We start from the raw sequence: 18,186 nt of genomic DNA, 5'->3' as shown, positions 1-18,186 counted from the left end.
GTCACTGTGCTGGCTCATTCCGTCTTTCAGAACGATATCGGAAGATATTCGACAACGGAAGAAACGTTCCGAGGATAAATCGTGCCGTTGAACCGGTCTCTCGGTGAAATACACGCATCTCAACTGAACCGTGATAGAGATAACATCCGACAAACGTGTACTGTTGGAATACATACCCGACGAATATTAACAAACATGGGGAATAATATTCAGAACATGAATTTATATTATCCGCTCTTCGATGTAGCATAAATTTATAAAATGATATGGGTCTGCGTTCTTAAATAGGGAATAAGATCCTCGGAAGAAAACGTCCGTCGTAGCACGGTTTCGGATCCATCGAACGAACGATCTCGACGGGAACTGCCCACTCGAAGTCCAACCCCGGCGTCAAACAGGGGAAAAACCCCCGTGATGAATAGAGGTGGTTCTTACAGACAGAACGGTATGATCACAGACGTCATGTCGTCCCACCGATCGGTTTCACCCTGCTGATCGCGTCGAGCGGGACGGGCTGATACTCGGGCGGAACCGATACGGTCCAAAAGCGGGATGGACGAGCGATGATGAATGGTGCTCCCTGGAGACGGTTGTCGACTCGATGAGGGCTGATCGAATGCATACCGGTACCTCCGATTTCGCTGTCTCCCTTCCGAAAACCTCCTTCTTCGACACATCGATCGCCGAAGACCGCGAATTCATTACAATGGTAGTGATGTAACGAGTACCCCCAACGGAGTAGTGACGACGATGACGGAGCGATGATTCCGGTACTAGCGGACGAATTCTCCCGATGGTTGTTCCAGCGTTAGTAACATCGTCGACCGACTGCGGGGTGAACGGACTACATTTTTCGTCCTCGTATCCGCCACTGACCGAATGAGTCGCAGTCGATACTCCGCTCTTCGGGCGGCATCTCCGCCGAAGGGTCACTCTCCACGATCGTTCCGATAGTATCGAAACGGGGCTATTCACCGTCGAACCCTTCCCGAAGGGGACGCCCGCTTAATCGTCCGGAATGTTTATTGCAGTTGATAGAGAGTCAAACGATATGTCTGAACGCTCGATACGACACGGACTGCTCGATGGGGAGTTTTCGGTCGGTACGTTCCAACTGCTCGATTCGACGATGGTTTCGGAGATGATCGGCATCGCGGGGATGGATTTCGTCATATACGACCAGGAGCACGGGCCGTTGACGGCGGAGACGACGCTGAAACTCTCGACTGCCGCGCAAAACAGGGACGTCGCACCCATCGTCCGCGTTCGCAACAACGAGGAGGCCGAGATACAACGTGCGCTCGATATCGGGGCCGCCGGCGTCCAGGTGCCACAGATAGAAACGCGTGCTGACGCCGAAGCGGCCGTCGAGGCGGCCCGTTTCGACCCGCTCGGGAGTCGTGGACTCTCGAAGTACGTCCGTGCCGGGGACTACGTCGGTAGCGAGACGTACACGGATGACCGGAACGAGGAGACCCTGTTGGTCATCCAAGTCGAGGGTGAGCGGGGCGTCGAGAACATCGACGAGATACTGGACGTCGACGGTATCGACGTCGTTTTCCTCGGACCGTACGACCTCTCGCAGTCGCTCGGGATTCCGGGGCAGGTAACGGACGACCGGGTCGAAGCGCTCATGGAACGCGTCTGTGAGCGGGCGGCCGACACGGAGACCGTCGTCGGTGCGTTCGCCGACGACGCGGAGATCGCGAACAAATGGATCGACGCCGGCGTCCAGTACATCACCCTCGGCGTCGAGGTGGCCCTCTTCACCAAGTACCTGGACGGCCTCGTCGACGATGTCGACCTCCCGCAAACGGACTGACGGCCCTCCCGTAATCCGGAGCGACTGCTGGTAGAGCAACCACGTGAAAGATGAATAGCTGTCGTCGGATGGTCGAGAGGGGTTAGTCGACCAACGACCGGGTTTCCCAGTCCTTCTCGAACAGGTTTATCGTGTGCACCTCGTCTTTCGCGCCCGAGTACGCGTGCTCTTCGACGACGTCCATATCGAGTTCGACGCCGAGGCCGGGACGCTGTGGAATCTCGATGTGACCGTCCTCGACGACGACGGGATCGACGAGCAGGTCGTTGACCCACTCGACGTCGTACGTCTGGAAGACTTCCTGTATCATGAAGTTCGGGACCGCGGCGTCCACGTGGGCCGAAATCGCCGTCGCGACCGGTCCTTGCGGGTTGTGCGGTGCGAAGCTGACGTGTTCGGCCTCGGCCTGCGCGGCGATCTTCTTCGCCTCCGTGATGCCGCCGGTGTTCATGATGTCCGGCTGGACGATGTCAACGTCCGTGTTCGCCAGCAGGTCGCGAAACTCGTACTTCGTCATCAGCCGCTCGCCCGTCGCGATGGGAATCGGCGACTTCGCCGCCACCTTTCCGAGGCTGTTGATGGAGTCCGGGGGGCACGGCTCTTCGAACCACGTCGGATGGAACTCCGAGAGAGCGTTCGCGACTTCGACGGCTTGCCCGGCCGTGAACCGACCGTGACCTTCGATGAGGAGGTCCACGTCGGGACCGACGGCTTCCCGTACCGCGCCGACGATGTCGACGGCGAGGTTGAACGTCTCGCGGTCCATACGCTGCCACGACTTTCCGAACGGGTCGAACTTCATCGCGTCGTAGCCGTCATCGACGACCTGTTCTGCGGCTTCCTGCCACGTCGCGGTGTCGTCGGTCGTCTCGGTATACCACCCGTTCGCGTAGGCCCGTATTTTGTCGCCGTGGACGTTTCCTCCGAGGAGTTCGTACACCGGGCGGTCGAGTACCTTTCCTTTGATGTCCCAACACGCCATGTCGATGGCCGAACAGACGGTCGTATTGACGACGTTTTTGGAGAACCACTCGTCGCGGTACATCTCCAGCCACAGTCGCTCGGTTTCGAAGGGATCCTCCCCGATGAAGAAATCGCTCATCTCTTCGATGGCGGCGGCGATGGTCTCGGGTTTGTCGTGCGTCGTCGCCTCGGCGAGTCCTTGGATTCCTTGGTTCGTCTCTAACTGGACGAACACCCAAGGTTTCCACGGATTGGCGACGACATACGTTTCCACGTCGGTGATGTGCAACTCCGACATAGTTATCTGTTTAACTAAGGTCGTAATAATACTTATCTTTCGGATGGATATCGTGGAACACCTCCGCGGGGAGGGTCGTTCGAACGACGTTTCACGTCCACCACTATCCGATACTATCGGAAAAATATTTGGTGGATCGGGAACTGGGTAGAGTATGAACACCGAACCGGACGCAAAAATCAACTCGACCGCGATATCGTTCGAAATCGTCGAACATCTCAAAGAGAAGGGAGGTGCGACGTTGAGCGAGGTCGTAGACGTCTTCGAAATGCCGACGAGCACGGTACACGATCACCTCCAAACCCTCGTTGCGCTCGGCTATGTGCTGAACGACGACGGGACGTACCGAATCGGAACCCAGTTCCTCGAATTGGGTGGCTATGCACGAAGCCATTCGCGTATCTTTCAGGTGTCCGAAGCAGAGTTACAGAACTTGGCCAGCGAAACGGGAGAGCACGCCAATTTGATGATCGAGGAAAACGGGATGGGCGTCTTTCTGATGAAACAGAAGGGAAAGGAGGCGATCAAAATCGATACGTACGAAGGGATGCGGGTGTATCTACATACGACCGCGATGGGAAAGGCGATATTAGCGTTCATGGACGAATCTCGACTCGAGAGCATCCTCTCACGACACGGTCTTCCCCGCATTACGGAGCACTCCATCGGGAACAGAGAGGCTCTCGAAGCGGAATTGGACGTGATTCGGGAACGGGGGTACGCGACGGACGACGAGGAGCGACTCAACGGGATTCGTTGCGTCGCGGCACCGGTGACGACCGACTCTGGAACCGTCGCCGGTTCGGTCAGTATTTCCGCACCGAAGAATAGGATGCAGGGGGAACGCTTCGAGGAAACGTTTCCGAAGAAGATCCTCGGAACGGCGAACGTCATCGAGGTGAACATGCGACATATGTGACGAACGGGAGCCGAACCGCTGTGCACCTTCGGCGTGAATCATCGAACGGAAACCGGTCGACGCCACCATCGGACATCGCGATTCCGTCTCGAAAGTCGGTGGCCCCCCGCCACCGAGCGGACGCCATTCCGTCCGCTCAACTCGACGTGAGACCCCTTCTCCCTGTGAGAGGCGTTCCTCCATGGGCAGTCAGGTGGTATTCGGGACCGACAACCTCTGTCTCCCACGGGAATCCCGCAACTGGCAACAGGTGTGTTCTCGATATCAGAACCAAATGGTGCAAGGGGGGTGTCTATCCCGTCCGTTCCCACATAACGGTCGAGTGAGAATCCGGACGATGACCTACTACGCTCGTCTCGATAGTGGACGTCCCGTTACATCACTACGTCTGTAATTGGGCCGGGGTAAGGACCCAGGAAATGATGTATTCTTGACGTGTTTGCCGTGGAGGCCCGCGTCCCGAATACCTCCGTCGGTGATCGATTACCGCGGATAAAACGCCGACTTTCACGCGTTGGATGAAGAGGGCGTGTACCGCTGAAAACGTCTCGGAACGTACCGCCTCTCCGCCCGCCCGTTCCGTCTCGTTGTATACTGCGCAAACGTCCCGTCGGTATCTCGATGTGAGTGCGGCCGGAGGTGGTACTCGCTGAGATACGGGAACCGACCGACGGAACTGCCCGATACTATCGAATGGTGTCCCGGAATCCACCGTATCGGGGGTCTCGCTGATACCGTTTCGGTCTGTAACGCCATCTGTGTCGGATGGACGGCATATCGGGAAAGCTGGCACGTTCACGATGAATTTCAACGAACAGTGAAACACACGTACTAAACTCGTACGAACGATAAATCTACAGCGATCAACGATGAATTACGGATTTTTTCAAATACAGAACGGTGACGGGCCCCGGAGTTACGATAGTCGGCGATTTCCCGCGAATGGGTGTTCTGATATACAGAACTCATCCTTTGGATCACGCCTATTTTCCGCGGATTACGCCTTTTATCAACAAAATTTGTCGCTTGTATTCTCTAATGCAGAACAATTTTTTCACTACAAAGATTGAAAATCTTCAAAAATATCTCGTGAATGGCGAGCCTACATCTCGGTCCGTACGCTTCATCCGGTGTAGACCGACAAATCAATAAAGTAGTCCGGGTGAGGTGTAATACCATGGTTTACAGAGCCGGTATCATCGGCACTGGCGGTATCGCGGGAATGGGCATCCTCGGGATGCACGACGAAGCGGACATCGGTCGGAAGAAGTTCCGAGCGAGTCACGCCGGCGGCTACAACGAAACCGACGAGGTCGAACTCGTCGCGATCGCCGACGTGAACGAGGAGAAACTCGAACGGTTCGGCGACGCGTGGGACGTTCCCGAAGCACGGCGCTACGTGGGACACGAAGAGATGCTCGCAACCGAGGATTTGGACGTAATCTCCGTCTGTACCCCATCGTACCTCCATCGGGACCACGTCGTCGCGGCGGCGAACTCCGCCGCCGATCCGGCCGTCATCTGGTGTGAAAAACCGATCGCCGCGAGCGTTGCCGAGGCCGAGGAGATGACCGCGATCTGTGAGAGAACCGGGACCGAACTCGTCGTCAATCACTCCTTCCGGTTCACCGAGAATATTCGGAACCTCCGACGCGCCATCGATGACGGCATCGTTGGGGAGACCAAATCGATATCCGCCGATTTCCGACGCGAACTGATGCGCAACTCTACCCACCTGCTCGACCTTCTGGTGTTCCTGCTCGACGCCAGAGCGACGACGGTCAGCGGCTACATCAACGGGGAGAACGACGCCGTCGACGCGCTCGGTGGGACGCAGGAGGTGACCGACTCCGGCGGCGGCGGCCACGTGCTTCTCGACGACGGCACCTTCGCCACCGTCGACTGTACCGTCGCCCGCGAAATCTCCTCGATGTGCCTCCAGTTCGTCGGGACGGAGGGAAAACTGTACCTCAATAACGACGACGGCGAGTGGCGATACTGGAGTCTCGAAGACGGCACCCACGTCGAACGACCGATTCCCGGCGTTTCGGGTGCGTGGTCGTGGGAGGAAGACTACAGGCAGGCGTTTCCGAACGCCGCCGACCACATCGTGAACCTGTTGAACGGTGACGCCGAGAACCACTCCCCGGGGACCGACGCGACGCGGTCCCTCGAAATCATCGTCAGTTTCTACATCTCGGACTACACGGGAAGCCACGTCGACCTGCCGCTCGACACGCCGCTCAAGGACGTGCGAATCACGTCGTGGTAACGATGCGACGAATCGATACGCACGTCCACGCGTGGGGAGCGGACTCGGAGGCACACCCGTGGTACGAATCCATCCTCCCGCCGGGGTGGTCGGGACCCTATACGCACGAGGACCTCATCACGGACATGAATCGGGAGGGTGTCGACGAGAGCGTCGTCGTCACCACGCCGCTGTACGGCAGGGGGCGGAACGCGAACGCGTACACCCTCGAAGCCATCGCGGCACACCCCGACCGTCTCTACGGCGTCGGCCTCGTGGACTTCTTCGCCGACGACGTTCGGGACCGTCTCCGGACGGTTCTCGACCACGACCGCATGCTCGGCGTTCGGATGCACGCCGCGTTGGAGTACGACGACGCGCCGACGAAACTCGACCGCACCGGCGACTGGATTCTCGACGACTCGCTCACTCCAGCGTGGGAGGAACTCGCGGCGCTCGACGCATGCGTGTTCGTGTTTCCGAAGGCACAGCAACTGGGATCCGTCGCGAAACTGGCGGACACCCACACCGACGTCACGTTCGTCGTGGACCACATGGCGTGGCCGGACGAGACGACGAACCCGGACGCGGCACCGTGGAGCGATTTCAGCGAGCTCGCGACGCACGATAACGTGTTCGTGAAGGTGAGTTCGCTTCCCCGTTCGTCGGGCGAGGGATGGCCGTATCGTGACCTCTGGGACTACGTCCGAAACCTCGTCGAGTGGTTCGAGGCCGACCGCTTGATGCTCGGATCCGACTATCCGTGGATGGACGATTGGGCGACGTATTCACAGTGTCTCGACTGGGTCGGGGAGGCGCGGTTCCTCTCGCCCCGAGACCAGCGCTATCTCAGGGAGCGGACCTTCACCGAACGCTTCGACGCGTGACCCTGCCGCAACGAAAACAGCTTTGAGCGTCCGTCGGAATGCTGAAGACATGTCTCACGTTAGATTTCGTGACCCGGCAGGTTCCGTCCGAAACGGTTCGTGGACGAACGACGGTATCGTCTTCGGCGACAGCACCTACGACCCCGACGAGATAGATATTCTCCCGCCGACGGAGCCGAGTAAAATCGTCTGCGTCGGACTCAACTACGCGGACCATGCGGCGGAGTCCGGGATGGACATCCCGGAACGCCCGCTGTTGTTCCTCAAACCGCCGAACTCGGTGGCCGGACACGGCGATACGGTCACGCTACCGGCGGGAAAAGAACAGGTCGAATACGAGGCCGAACTCGGCGTCGTCATCGGGAAGCAGTGTCGAAACGTCGCCGCCGAGGACGCGGACTCGGTCATCGAGGGATACACCTGCGTCAACGACATCTCGAACCGCGACGACCAGATGGTCGAACAGAACTGGATTCGCGGAAAGGCGTTCGACGGGTCCGCGCCCATCGGTCCGGTGATCGCCCCGCCGGACGAGGTGCCGGACGACGCGGCGGTCGAACTGCGGTTGAACGGGGAGGTCAAACAGCGATCGTCCCGCTCGGAGTTCATCTTCTCGGTGCCGGAGATAATCGAGGAAATCACGGCGTACATGACGCTCGAACAGGGTGACGTCATCATCACGGGAACGCCGGCGGGCGTCGGCCCGCTCTCCGACGGGGACCGTGTCGAAGTCGAAATCGAGGGCGTCGGAACCCTCGAACACGGGGTCAGGACGGACTAAAATCGCGGTATCACCTCGTCGCCGAACAGTTCCATTCCCTTCGTCTCGGGGAAGTCGAGAAACAGCAACTGAAGTTTGTGGAACCCGAGGTCTCGAATCGCCTCGATCTGCTCGGCCACCTCCGCCGGGGTTCCGATGAGGAAGTCCCCTTTTTCCCGCGCGTCCGTCGCATCGGACAGCTCGTCGTCCATATCCGACTCCTCCCCCCACGGAAGCGGGAAGATTCGGTCGCAGTACTCCCGCAGTTCGTCTTCGTCCTCACGGACGAGGACGTGGGCGAGCCACGACCGTTCGACGTCTTCCGGGTTGCGTCCCTCCTCGCGGAGGTACTCGTCGAACTTTCGAACTTTGAACTCGATGGGTTTTCCGCGGGCGCGGGCGCTGATTTCGACGTTCCACTCGTCGGCGTACCTCGCGGCGAGGCGCAGCATCCGCGGCCCTGCGCCTCCGACGACGAGCGGCGGATACGGCTCCTGTACCGGTTTGGGTTCGTTGTACGCGTTCTCGATGTCGTAATGGTCCCCCTGGAAGGTCGGGGCGTCCTCGGTGAACATCGTTTGAAGGACGCATATTGTCTCCTCCAGCATGTCGATTCGCGTATTGACGTCCGGAAAATCGAAGCCATAGGCGGCGTGTTCTTCCTCGTGCCACCCTGCGCCGAGTCCGAGTCGGAGACGGCCGTCGGAGAGGATGTCGACGGTCGTCGCCATCTTCGCCAGCAGTGCGGGATTTCGATACGTGATCGAACCGACGAGCGGGCCGAGTTCGACGTCGTCGGTTCGCTCGGCGAGCGCGCTCAGCAGCGTCCACACCTCGAACTCCTCTTTCCGGGGGCCGAGCATGAAGTGATCGGGTGCCCAGAGACCTTCGAGGCCGGATTCGACCGCCATGTCGGCCCCGGCGTGTATCGAGTCGCGGTCGAGGGCCTCGTAGAGCGGTGCGTCCCGGTGGATACCTGCACCGGCGTAACACTGTACCATCCAGTCGAATTGCATGAGTAGAACGGTTCGTCGTACCCCGTTAAGTGTTCGGTCGGAACGCAAAATACATCAATCATCGATCATGAATGTTTTCGGGTTTCGGTTTCCTCCGGCGGTTTTCTCGGTATCCGGAGCGATATAGTACCGCATGATGACATCAGGTGACAATATATTTATGATTAAAGTTATAATGCACACCTTCAACATGGTAATAATGCCATCCGTTACCAGAAGACGATACATTGCGGGTTCCGGCGCCGCCTCGCTTACCGCGCTCGCCGGCTGTTCGGACTTTTTCAGCACCAGTAGCGGTCCCAAGAGCAGCGAACTGAACAAAATCGGCATTTCGATGTACGTTCGCGGCGGTTCGTGGATCACCGCCTTCAAGGAAGCCGCCGAGTTTTACTGTAAGGATCAGGGAATCGAAGTCGATATCGTTCCGAACCAACAGAGTGCTCAAAAGCAGGCGTCCGACATCCGTCAATTCGCTAATCAAGACTACGACGGCATCATCGCGAGCGTGTGGTCGACCGGTGCCGTCAAATCGGCCATCGATTTCGCGGAGAAGCAGGGCGTTCCGGTCTTCACGGCCAACGCCGACACCGCGAGTTCGAAGGCGAAACTGTACGTCGGATTCAGCAACGCCGCCGGCGGAAAGAAATCCGGCGAACAGATGATAAAGGCACTGGAGGAACAAAAATCCGACAAGGACACGTGGCGCGTGCTGAACGTCCGCGGTCCGCAGGGAAACCAGTCCGCGAACCAGCGCAGTCAGGGCTTCCTCGACGCAGTGAAGAAGAACGACAAGATCGAAGTCGCGGACACGATAAACGCCGAGTTCGCACAGGACAAGGCAAAGAGCAAGGTGAGCCAGTGGCTCAACTCGAACGGGGACGTCGACGGCATCTACTCCGCAAACCTCTCGATGGGTCTCGGCGTGAAGACGGCCGTCGAGCAGGTCGGGAAGTTGAAAAAGAAGGGAGAGGACGGTCACATTGTCCTCACGCAAATGGACGGAAGCCCGCAGGTCAACCCGCTCGTCAAGAAGGGCTACATCGACGCCGCGGTGGACCAACCGAACTACTTCTACATGCCCATCGCCATCGAATACATGCGCCAGTACATCGAGAACGGCGACGACGCGATACCGAAGGCCGGAAATCAGGTCTCGAAGAGCGACCTCAGCATCAAGCCGCACAAGCACAAGGGCGTGAAACTGTGGAAGAAGGCCATCTGGAGCCCGGCCAAAATCAAAACGCAGAACGACCACCCGTGGTTCCAGACGAACAGCATCGTCATCACGCAGGAGAACGCGGATAAACCCTACCTCTGGGGTAACATCTGGGGATAAACGAATGGTGAACACATGAGTACGTCCACCAACGGTTTCCTCGGACGGTTCGCCGACGACTCGGAGGATTTCGTCCTCGCGCTCCTCGAGTACATGATCTGGCCGATCCTCCTCGTCGTCGTCGCTTTCGTTGCGGTGCTCGTTCCGAACACGTTTCGGAACATCGTCTCGGTGCAGTTGATCCTGTGGCAGGCGGTGCCCATCGGACTGCTCGTCCTCGGCGAGAGCATCTGCCTCCTCTCCGGACACTTCGACCTCTCGGTCGGGGCGATAATGGGGTTCTCGGCGATGCTCACCGGCATGTTGCTCGGGAACTGTCCGAGTTGCTGGGGCGTCATCGGCAGTCCGGCGCTCGGATTCGTCATCATCCTCGTCGTCGGGGGCCTCATCGGCGTGTTCAACGGCGCGATGATCAGCAAACTCGGTATCAACCCGTTCCTCCAGACGCTCTCGACGCTCATCATCCTGGAGGGCGCGAAAACCGCGCTCAACACCCAACCGGTTCCCGTTCCGCAGGGATATTTGGTGCCCGGTTCGATTCCCAACCTCGCCATCCTGATCACCATCGTCGCGTTCGTCGTCGTCGGCTACGCGATGAAGTATTCCGAGTTCGGACAGGAGGTGTACGCGCTCGGCAGCGACAAGGACTCGGCGCGCGCCGTCGGGGTCAACACCGACCGCGTCACCATCACCGTCTACGCGATAAGCGGCGTTCTCGCCGGACTCGCCGGGTTGATGAGCACCGGATACACGGGCGTCGTTCCGCCGCTCATCGGTGAGGGACAGGTGTTTCCCGCGTTCGCGGCGGCGGTCATCGGGGGGATAAGCTTGTTCGGCGGTCGAGGGAAGATATCGGGCGCGCTCGGCGGCGTCCTCCTCCTCGGCGTGATTCAGGCCGCCCTGAACATCAGCGGCGTTCCGGCGACGCAAGTTCAAGTCGTCAACGGCTTCGTGCTGCTGATCGCCATCCTGCTGTACAACACCCAAGAGAGCATTCGAAACCGCATCCTCGCGGCGAGCGCATAACCATGACAACGCAACCCAACGAATCGACTCGAACCGGGACGGAATCGGACGTGAAGATGCGACTGGAGGACGTGGAGAAGCGGTTCGGGCGTATCGTCGCGCTCGAAAACATCGACCTCGAAATATACGAGGATCAGATATTCGCGCTCGTCGGCGACAACGGTGCCGGAAAGTCGACGATGATGAACGTGCTGTGTGGCGTCCACGAACCGACGTCCGGACAGCTGTACTTCGAGAACGAGCCGGTTCACTTTTCCAGTCCGAACGACGCCCGAGAGACGGGTATCGAAACGGTATATCAGGATTTGGCGTTGATGAACGACCTCGACGTCGCCACCAACATCTTCATGGGTCAGTTCCCGAAGCGGGGCGTCGGACCGTTCAGCATCATCGATTGGGAGGAGACGTACGAACGCGCCGACCACATCATGTCCGACCTGCTCGGGCGCGACATCGACCCTGAAACGGAGGTCGAATTCCTCTCGGGCGGCCAGCGCCAACTCGTCGCGGTGGGGCGAGCGCTCGCGTTCGACCCCGACGTCATCATCCTCGACGAACCGACGAGTGCGCTCTCCGTGGATGCCACCGACCTCGTCTACGAGACTATCGAACGATTGAAGCGGGAGGGGCACACCATCATCGTCGTCAGTCACAGTTTGGAGACGGTCATGGAGTACGCCGACCGGGTCGCGGTCCTCTATCAGGGAGAACTCGCCGAAGTCGCGTCCGCAACCGAAACCGACGTCGAAACGTTGACCGAACTGATGATAGCGGGGACGGCATCGGGTGGCTCATGAGTACTGAACGGACCACGCTCGTGTCTCCGTCACGGAGCGGGGAGACGGTCACGTGACCCGATTCGGATTCTTCGCCTCACTGGAGGAGTTCTCCCCCGAGGAGTGCCTGGACCAGGTCGTAACCGCCGAGGCCGCGGGATTCGACAGCGTTTGGGTCAACGACCACTTCCATCCGTGGTTCGATCACCTCGCCGACGGGTCGCCCGCGAACGGCGGCAACTGCTGGTCGTGGCTGCCCGCTGCCCTCGAACGAACGAGCGACATCGAGATCGGAACGGGCGTCACGGCGATGCTCAACCGCTATCATCCGGCCAACGTGGCCCATCGACTCGCGACGCTCCTCGAACTGTATCCCGACCGGGTGTTCCTCGGAATCGGCACCGGGGAAGCCCTGAACGAAACGCCGCTCGGCAATCCGTGGCCGGAGTACGCCGAACGCGCGCGGCGGACGGCGGAAGCCATCCGTATCGTTCGTACCCTGTTCGAGGAGGAGTTCGTGGAGTACGACGGCGACTTCTGGTCGCTCGACGGCGCGAACTTGTACACGGGGCCGGACGAAGCCCCGCCGATTCACGTGGCGGGGAACGGGCCGACCTCCGCGCGAATGGCGGGGGATTTGGCTGACGGCTACGTCACCGTCTTCGAACCCCCGGAACGGGCGGCGGAGGAACTCTTCCCGGCGGTACGGCGCGGCGTCGAAAAGTCGGCGCGGAACGAGTCGTTCGACGACGTCGAACGGACCGTACACATCCACTGCTCGCTCGCGGAGACGAAATCGGCCGCGCTCGAACCGTGTCTGCCGTGGCGACTCACGCTCCTTCCGATGGTCTTCGAACAGGACATCGCGGACCCACGCTATTTGCAGCGACACGGCGACCGGGTCAGCACCCGCTGTCTGGAGGAGCAGTTCGTCATCACGACGGACCCGCAGGACCTCCTCGACGTCGCGGAGCAGTACGTCGATTGCGGGTTCGACCACGTCGTCTTCCAGAGTTCGAGTCCGGACCAGGAGGCGTTCTGCGACGCGGTCGCCGACGTCGTCATGCCGTCGCTTTCCTGACTGACTCCCTCACACTCCCTCGAACGACGGAGCGGAAATCGGATTTCGATTCTATCTGTTACTAATAATAAAACCGTAAGAACAACTATTGACCGGAGGGAATGATTTAACTTATGTCATTCTTACTGTGTAGTATGGCATCGGGTAACAAAGGCAGCCAGTGGCATAGAGACACTTCCGACCGACGACGATACCTCAAAACGCTCGGGGCGATCGGTCTGGGTGGAAGCACCGTTCTCGCGGGGTGTACCGGCGATTCCGGTGGCGAGAGCGAGGAGTACGAGAAGGCGTTCTCGACCGTCCCGACGCTGGAGAACGATTATTGGAACGCGTTCAAACGCGGGTATTCGAAAGCGACGGACGCGTACGGTGTCTCCACGAACATTCAGGCGAACGGCGGCAGCACGACGGACATGCTCTCGCAGGTCGATTCGGCGGTCACGCAGGGTGCCCAATCCATCATCGGCACCGCGAGCAAGGATTCCGGCGTCCCGTCGCTCGCGAAGAAGGCCAAAGACGCCGACATCCCGTTCATCGAGATGTGGGCGATGGGAAAGTGGTACACGCCGCCCGATGCCGGGGAACAGTTCGTCCAATACAATATCCCCGAACCGGTGAAGACGGGCAAACTCATCGCGAAAGTCCTGTTCGAGGAGATGGGCGGGTCGGGGAACTTCGTCCACATCACGGGGATGCTCGGAACGGTCGGTGCGAACGGGCGAAACATGGGCGTCGAGGAGGCGATGAAGGAGTATCCGGACGTGAATCGGCTCGGCAAACCGTTGCCAGGTGATTGGGTACGCGGGAAATCGCGACAGGCGATGCAGTCGTTCGTCTCGAAGTTCGGGGATAAGATCGACGGCGTCTATGCACAGAACGACACCGAGGCGCTCGGCGCGCTCACGGTTTGTCGCGAGAACGACCTCGACGTTCCCATCGTCGGCTACGACGGCGCGAAGGAGGCCGCAAAGGAGATCAAAGCCGGTCGCGGTAAGGACGAAGCGCGAATCGTCGGGTCGCTGACGGCCCATCCGCCGTGGCAGGCGGGGTGGGCCGTCGCCAAGACGTACGACTGGATTCACGGCTGGCGACCGAAAATTCCGGAGCGGATGATGTTCACCGGCGGCACCATCATCGTCAAGAAGCCCGGCGAGTGGAAGGACAAAATCGACTACACGCTCACGACGCCCGAGACGTACCTCGACAACGTCTTCGGGGACGGAGCGATGCCGTACGACTGGGAGAAGATGTCGGTGAAGAAGGCCGGGAAGGACTCGTGGGACCCGCAGAACAAACTCGTTCCCATCCGCAAGAGCGACTTCTACCAACTGCTCTGGAAGGAGAAGAACAAGCCGAACAGCTACTCCCTCCCGAAGGAGTACGGTAAGAGCAAGCAGTTCGACGAGGTCGAGCAAACGTACGCCGACCGGTACAAATCGAATCCGTATGAGTGAATCCGAACCAACCGCACCATCGGGCGCCTTCCAACGCCCCGAATCCGAATCCACGGACGGACTCGTCGTCGACGACGTCTCGAAGTCCTTCGGCAACGTCGACGCCCTCGTGGACGCGTCGCTGACCGTCGAACCCGGCGAAGTCGTCGGACTGGTGGGCGAGAACGGCGCGGGAAAGAGCACCCTTCTTAAGATACTCACCGGAATCCATCGTCCCGACGACGGGGCGTTACGACTCCACGGTTCGACCGTCACCGTCGACGGTCCCCGCGATGCCGCATCGAAGGGCATCTCGCTCGTGCACCAGGAACAGGACGTCGTGCCGAACATGACGGGCGCAGAGAACCTCTATCTCGGTCTCCTCGACGCGTTCAGCACGGCCGGCATCTTCGACCGGTCCGCCCTCGAAGCCGCCGGGAACGACGTTCTCGACGACCTCGGCATCGACCTCGACCTCACGGAGCGCGTGGCGACCTACTCGTTCAACGACCGCCAACTGCTCGAAATCGCAAAGGCGTTCAGCTACCTCGAAGGGGTGGACCATCCCTTCATTCTGCTCGACGAACCGACGGCGGGGCTGGAAGAGGAAGGGCGAAACGTCCTGTTCGACCGCGTGAATGAACTCCGGGACAGCGCGTCGTTCGTCTTCGTCTCCCACGAACTCGACGAGGTGCTCGAACTCGCCGACCGAATTTACGTCCTGAAGGACGGTCGCGTCGTCGAAGAGACGCCGACCGAGGAAGCCACGGAGGAACGCCTCCAACGGGCGATGGTTGGACGCGAAACGACGGACGAGTACTACCTCACGCCGGAACAGCGATCGATTCCGACCGACGCATCGACCGCGCTCGCGGCCGACGACCTCGGGATGGACGACGGGATTTCCGAAGTCTCGTTCGAGCTACGGGGCGGCGAAATCCTCGGCGTCGTCGGCGTCGATGGTTCCGGGAAGGAGCGACTCGGTCGACTGCTCGGCGGTCCGACGGTGCCCGACCGAGGACGTATCATCGTGGAAGGAAGGGAAGTCGACACCCCGACGGTGTCGAACCTCGTCGATGCTGGCGTCGGCTACGTTCCGAAGGAACGGAAGTCGGAGGGACTGTTGCTCTACCAATCGCTCCGCTCCAACGTCTCGCTTCCCAGTCTCGGCCTGTCGACGCTCCACGAGCGACTGCCGGTCGTCGGGGACGGCCTTCCGCTGGTCGACTTCGAACGCGAACGCGACCTCGCCGAGCGAGCGGTCGAGGAACTGGCCGTCAAGACCCCCGGCGTGGACACCCTCGTCCACCAGTTGAGCGGCGGCAATCAGCAGAAGGTCGTCCTCGGCAAGTGGGTGGTCCGCGACACGACCGTCCTCGTCCTCGACAACGTGACGCGCGGCATCGACGTCGGCGCAAAGGAGGAAGTGTACCGACTCTGTCGAAGCCTCGCCGACGAGGGCGTTGCTATCCTGTTCATCGGGGACGAACTCCCGGAGGTCATCGGACTGTCGAACCGCATCCTCGTGATGAAGAAAGGACGGATTGTGCGGACTATCGATGCACCGGCGGACGAGAAACCCGACGAAGAAACGCTCATACGGGAGATGATCTGAGATGGCGACCGAACTATCGACACGGACGAGGGAATGGATAGACGAATACCGCGAGCGACGGACCGTGCAGGACTGGCTGGTGAACATCGGCCCGTTCGCCATGCTCATCCTGTTGACGGGCCTCTTCTCGGTCACGAGCGACGTGTTCTTCACGTACGGCAACTTCATGGGCGTGCTCAAGAACAGCACGATACTGCTGTTCGTCGCGCTGGCCGGAACGTATCCCATTCTCCAACAGAGCATCGACCTTTCCGTCGCCGCGAACGTGGGATTGAGCGGCGTCGTCACTGCGATGCTCGTCGGCCAGTTCGGCCTCCTCGCGCTACCGCTCGGCGCCGGCGTCGGACTCGTCCTCGGGATGTTGAACGGCGTCGTCTTCACGAAGCTCAAACTCCCCTCGTTTTTGGTCACGCTGGGGACGCTCTCCGTCGCCGAGGGGAGCGCACTCCTCCTCACGGGCGGGTCGTCCGTCCCGTTCCGAAACGCCACCGTCGGGTGGATCGCGACGGGCGAACTGGTCCCGACGATTCCGAACCTCGTCCTCTGGGGTGCGCTCTTCTACGTCGTGACGACGTTTGTGGCCTGGAAGACTACGTTCGGACGGTACTGCTACGCGCTCGGCGAGAGCGAGTCCGTCGCGGAACTCTCGGGCGTCGACGTGGACCGGTACAAAATCGGCGTCTTCGTCCTCTCCGGACTGCTCTGTGGCGTGGCCGGCGCGCTGCTGGCCGCCCGCATCTCCTCCGGTGCCGCGTCGATGGGTGACGGCCTCCTGCTTCCGAGCATCGCCGCCATCGTCATGGGCGGGACGGCGCTCACCGGCGGCGTCGGCGGACCGCACCGAACCGTCCTCGGCGTGTTCGTCATCGCCGTCCTCCGAAACGGGCTGGATCTCAGCGGCGTCCACCCGTTCGTGCAGGAGATCATCCTCGGATTCGTCGTGATAGGTGCCGTCTGGATGTCGATGGACCGGGAGAAGATAGACATCGTGAAGTGACCGACCGCGGTGGAATTTCGATTCCGGCAGTCGAGCGACGAACCGCGAACGGCCGACTGCGGCCCGCACTAATTTTATGTGAGAGAGGGCGAAACGTCCTGTATGGCAGTACTTACTGAGATCGCTGATTACCGTTGTCACACCGGCGAAGGACCGCTCTGGCACCCGGACGAGGGACGCCTGTACTGGGTCGACATCCCGAACGGGAGGTTGTTCCGGTACGACCCGGCGACAGGTGACCACGAGCAGTGTTACGAGACGGACGTCATCGGCGGCTTCACCATTCAAACCGACGGGTCGCTCCTCCTGTTCGAGGACAGGGGACGAATCGAGACGTGGCACGACGGGACCACCCGGACCGTCGTTGACGAACTCGACGCCGAACTGGACTCCCGGTTCAACGACGTCATCGCCGACCCTGCGGGTCGGGTCTTCTGCGGAACGATGCCCACCGATGACCGCCTCGGGCGATTGTATCGTCTCGACACGGACGGGACGATCACGGAACTGTTCGACGGGGTGGACATTCCCAACGGAATGGGCTTCACGCCGGACCTGACCGGGATGTACTTCACCGAAACGGAGGCGGACAATATCTACCGGTTCCAGTACGACGAGGAGACGGGCGAACTCTCGAATCGGGACGTGTTCCTCGATACGACGGACGAACGAGGGAGTCCGGACGGGATGACCGTCGACGCCGACGGCTACGTCTGGACGGCGTACTGGGACGGCGGGTGTCTCGTCCGGTACACGCCGGACGGGACGGAAGACCGACGAATCGAGTTCCCCGCACGGAAAGTCTCCTGCATCACGTTCGGCGGTGCGGAGTACGAGGACGCCTACGTGACAACCGCGCTCGGTCCGGGAGAGGGCGAAGCGGGGACGCGGGCCGAGGAGGGTGAAGGTGCGGGGATGCTCTTCCGACTTTCGCCCGGGGTGGAAGGGGTTCCGGAGTTCCGTTCGGACGTTTCGGTGTGAGCGTCGGAACGGACGTCCGGACATC

General features: G+C 60.3%; 15 protein-coding genes. 13 read left to right on the top strand and 2 right to left on the bottom strand.

Annotation, left to right across the window (positions count from 1 at the left end):
- Positions 1 to 1,051 precede the first annotated feature (1,051 nt).
- Positions 1,052 to 1,822 (top strand): HpcH/HpaI aldolase/citrate lyase family protein, encoded by a 771-nt coding sequence (locus ACGYLY_RS21555; RefSeq protein WP_395284496.1) that lies wholly within the window; start codon positions 1,052 to 1,054, stop codon positions 1,820 to 1,822.
- Between the two features lie 82 nt (positions 1,823 to 1,904).
- Here the strand turns inward: ACGYLY_RS21555 and dgoD are convergent, their stop codons facing one another.
- Positions 1,905 to 3,083 carry a galactonate dehydratase gene (gene dgoD, locus ACGYLY_RS21550; protein WP_231187954.1) on the bottom strand — a complete coding sequence of 393 codons (1,179 nt, stop codon included), beginning with the start codon at positions 3,081 to 3,083 and terminating at the stop codon, positions 1,905 to 1,907.
- Between the two features lie 154 nt (positions 3,084 to 3,237).
- Between dgoD and ACGYLY_RS21545 the strand changes: the two genes are divergently transcribed.
- The 4 genes from ACGYLY_RS21545 to ACGYLY_RS21530 all read left to right on the top strand — a co-directional run bounded on the left by ACGYLY_RS21545 (position 3,238) and on the right by ACGYLY_RS21530 (position 7,921).
- Entirely contained in the window at positions 3,238 to 4,002 is a 765-nt protein-coding gene (locus ACGYLY_RS21545) for an IclR family transcriptional regulator (protein ID WP_395284497.1), read from the top strand.
- A 1,177-nt stretch (positions 4,003 to 5,179) separates the two neighbouring features.
- Entirely contained in the window at positions 5,180 to 6,274 is a 1,095-nt protein-coding gene (locus ACGYLY_RS21540) for a Gfo/Idh/MocA family protein (RefSeq protein WP_395284498.1), read from the top strand.
- A gap of 2 nt (positions 6,275 to 6,276) precedes the next feature.
- Positions 6,277 to 7,140 carry an amidohydrolase family protein gene (locus tag ACGYLY_RS21535; RefSeq protein WP_395284499.1) on the top strand — a complete coding sequence of 288 codons (864 nt, stop codon included), beginning with the start codon at positions 6,277 to 6,279 and terminating at the stop codon, positions 7,138 to 7,140.
- A 49-nt stretch (positions 7,141 to 7,189) separates the two neighbouring features.
- The gene (locus tag ACGYLY_RS21530; RefSeq protein WP_395284500.1) at positions 7,190 to 7,921 is read left to right on the top strand and encodes a fumarylacetoacetate hydrolase family protein; all 732 of its coding nucleotides are present in this window, start codon (positions 7,190 to 7,192) and stop codon (positions 7,919 to 7,921) included.
- Here the strand turns inward: ACGYLY_RS21530 and ACGYLY_RS21525 are convergent.
- Positions 7,918 to 8,916: an LLM class flavin-dependent oxidoreductase gene (locus ACGYLY_RS21525; RefSeq protein WP_395284501.1), complete on the bottom strand. Its 999-nt coding sequence runs from the start codon at positions 8,914 to 8,916 to the stop codon at positions 7,918 to 7,920. The genes ACGYLY_RS21530 and ACGYLY_RS21525 overlap by 4 nt on opposite strands.
- Before the next feature lie 199 nt (positions 8,917 to 9,115).
- Between ACGYLY_RS21525 and ACGYLY_RS21520 the strand changes: the two genes are divergently transcribed.
- The 8 genes from ACGYLY_RS21520 to ACGYLY_RS21485 all read left to right on the top strand — a co-directional run bounded on the left by ACGYLY_RS21520 (position 9,116) and on the right by ACGYLY_RS21485 (position 18,161).
- Positions 9,116 to 10,252 (top strand): sugar ABC transporter substrate-binding protein, encoded by a 1,137-nt coding sequence (locus ACGYLY_RS21520; protein WP_395284502.1) that lies wholly within the window; start codon positions 9,116 to 9,118, stop codon positions 10,250 to 10,252.
- A gap of 15 nt (positions 10,253 to 10,267) precedes the next feature.
- On the top strand, positions 10,268 to 11,278 hold the full coding sequence (locus tag ACGYLY_RS21515) for an ABC transporter permease (RefSeq protein WP_395284503.1): 1,011 nt from the start codon (positions 10,268 to 10,270) through the stop codon (positions 11,276 to 11,278).
- Between the two features lie 2 nt (positions 11,279 to 11,280).
- Positions 11,281 to 12,075 carry an ATP-binding cassette domain-containing protein gene (locus ACGYLY_RS21510; protein ID WP_231187937.1) on the top strand — a complete coding sequence of 265 codons (795 nt, stop codon included), beginning with the start codon at positions 11,281 to 11,283 and terminating at the stop codon, positions 12,073 to 12,075.
- Between the two features lie 52 nt (positions 12,076 to 12,127).
- Positions 12,128 to 13,135, top strand: a complete 1,008-nt coding sequence (locus tag ACGYLY_RS21505; protein WP_395284504.1) for a TIGR03557 family F420-dependent LLM class oxidoreductase — start codon at positions 12,128 to 12,130, stop codon at positions 13,133 to 13,135.
- 134 nt (positions 13,136 to 13,269) lie between these two features.
- Positions 13,270 to 14,589 (top strand): sugar ABC transporter substrate-binding protein, encoded by a 1,320-nt coding sequence (locus tag ACGYLY_RS21500; protein WP_395284505.1) that lies wholly within the window; start codon positions 13,270 to 13,272, stop codon positions 14,587 to 14,589.
- Positions 14,582 to 16,183 (top strand): sugar ABC transporter ATP-binding protein, encoded by a 1,602-nt coding sequence (locus ACGYLY_RS21495; protein WP_395284506.1) that lies wholly within the window; start codon positions 14,582 to 14,584, stop codon positions 16,181 to 16,183. Before ACGYLY_RS21500 ends, ACGYLY_RS21495 begins: the two co-directional genes overlap by 8 nt.
- A gap of 100 nt (positions 16,184 to 16,283) precedes the next feature.
- Complete coding sequence (locus ACGYLY_RS21490) at positions 16,284 to 17,180, top strand: ABC transporter permease (RefSeq protein ID WP_395284924.1); 897 nt, start codon at positions 16,284 to 16,286, stop codon at positions 17,178 to 17,180.
- A gap of 102 nt (positions 17,181 to 17,282) precedes the next feature.
- Complete coding sequence (locus ACGYLY_RS21485) at positions 17,283 to 18,161, top strand: SMP-30/gluconolactonase/LRE family protein (RefSeq protein ID WP_395284507.1); 879 nt, start codon at positions 17,283 to 17,285, stop codon at positions 18,159 to 18,161.
- The last annotated feature ends 25 nt before the right edge of the window (positions 18,162 to 18,186 follow it).

The sequence above is a fragment of the Haladaptatus sp. CMAA 1909 genome, assembly GCF_043952005.1.
In the GTDB taxonomy this organism is placed as follows: Archaea; Halobacteriota; Halobacteria; order Halobacteriales; family Haladaptataceae; genus Haladaptatus.
Note: the sequence above shows the minus strand (reverse complement) of the source record. Positions and strands in the feature narration are given on the sequence as shown.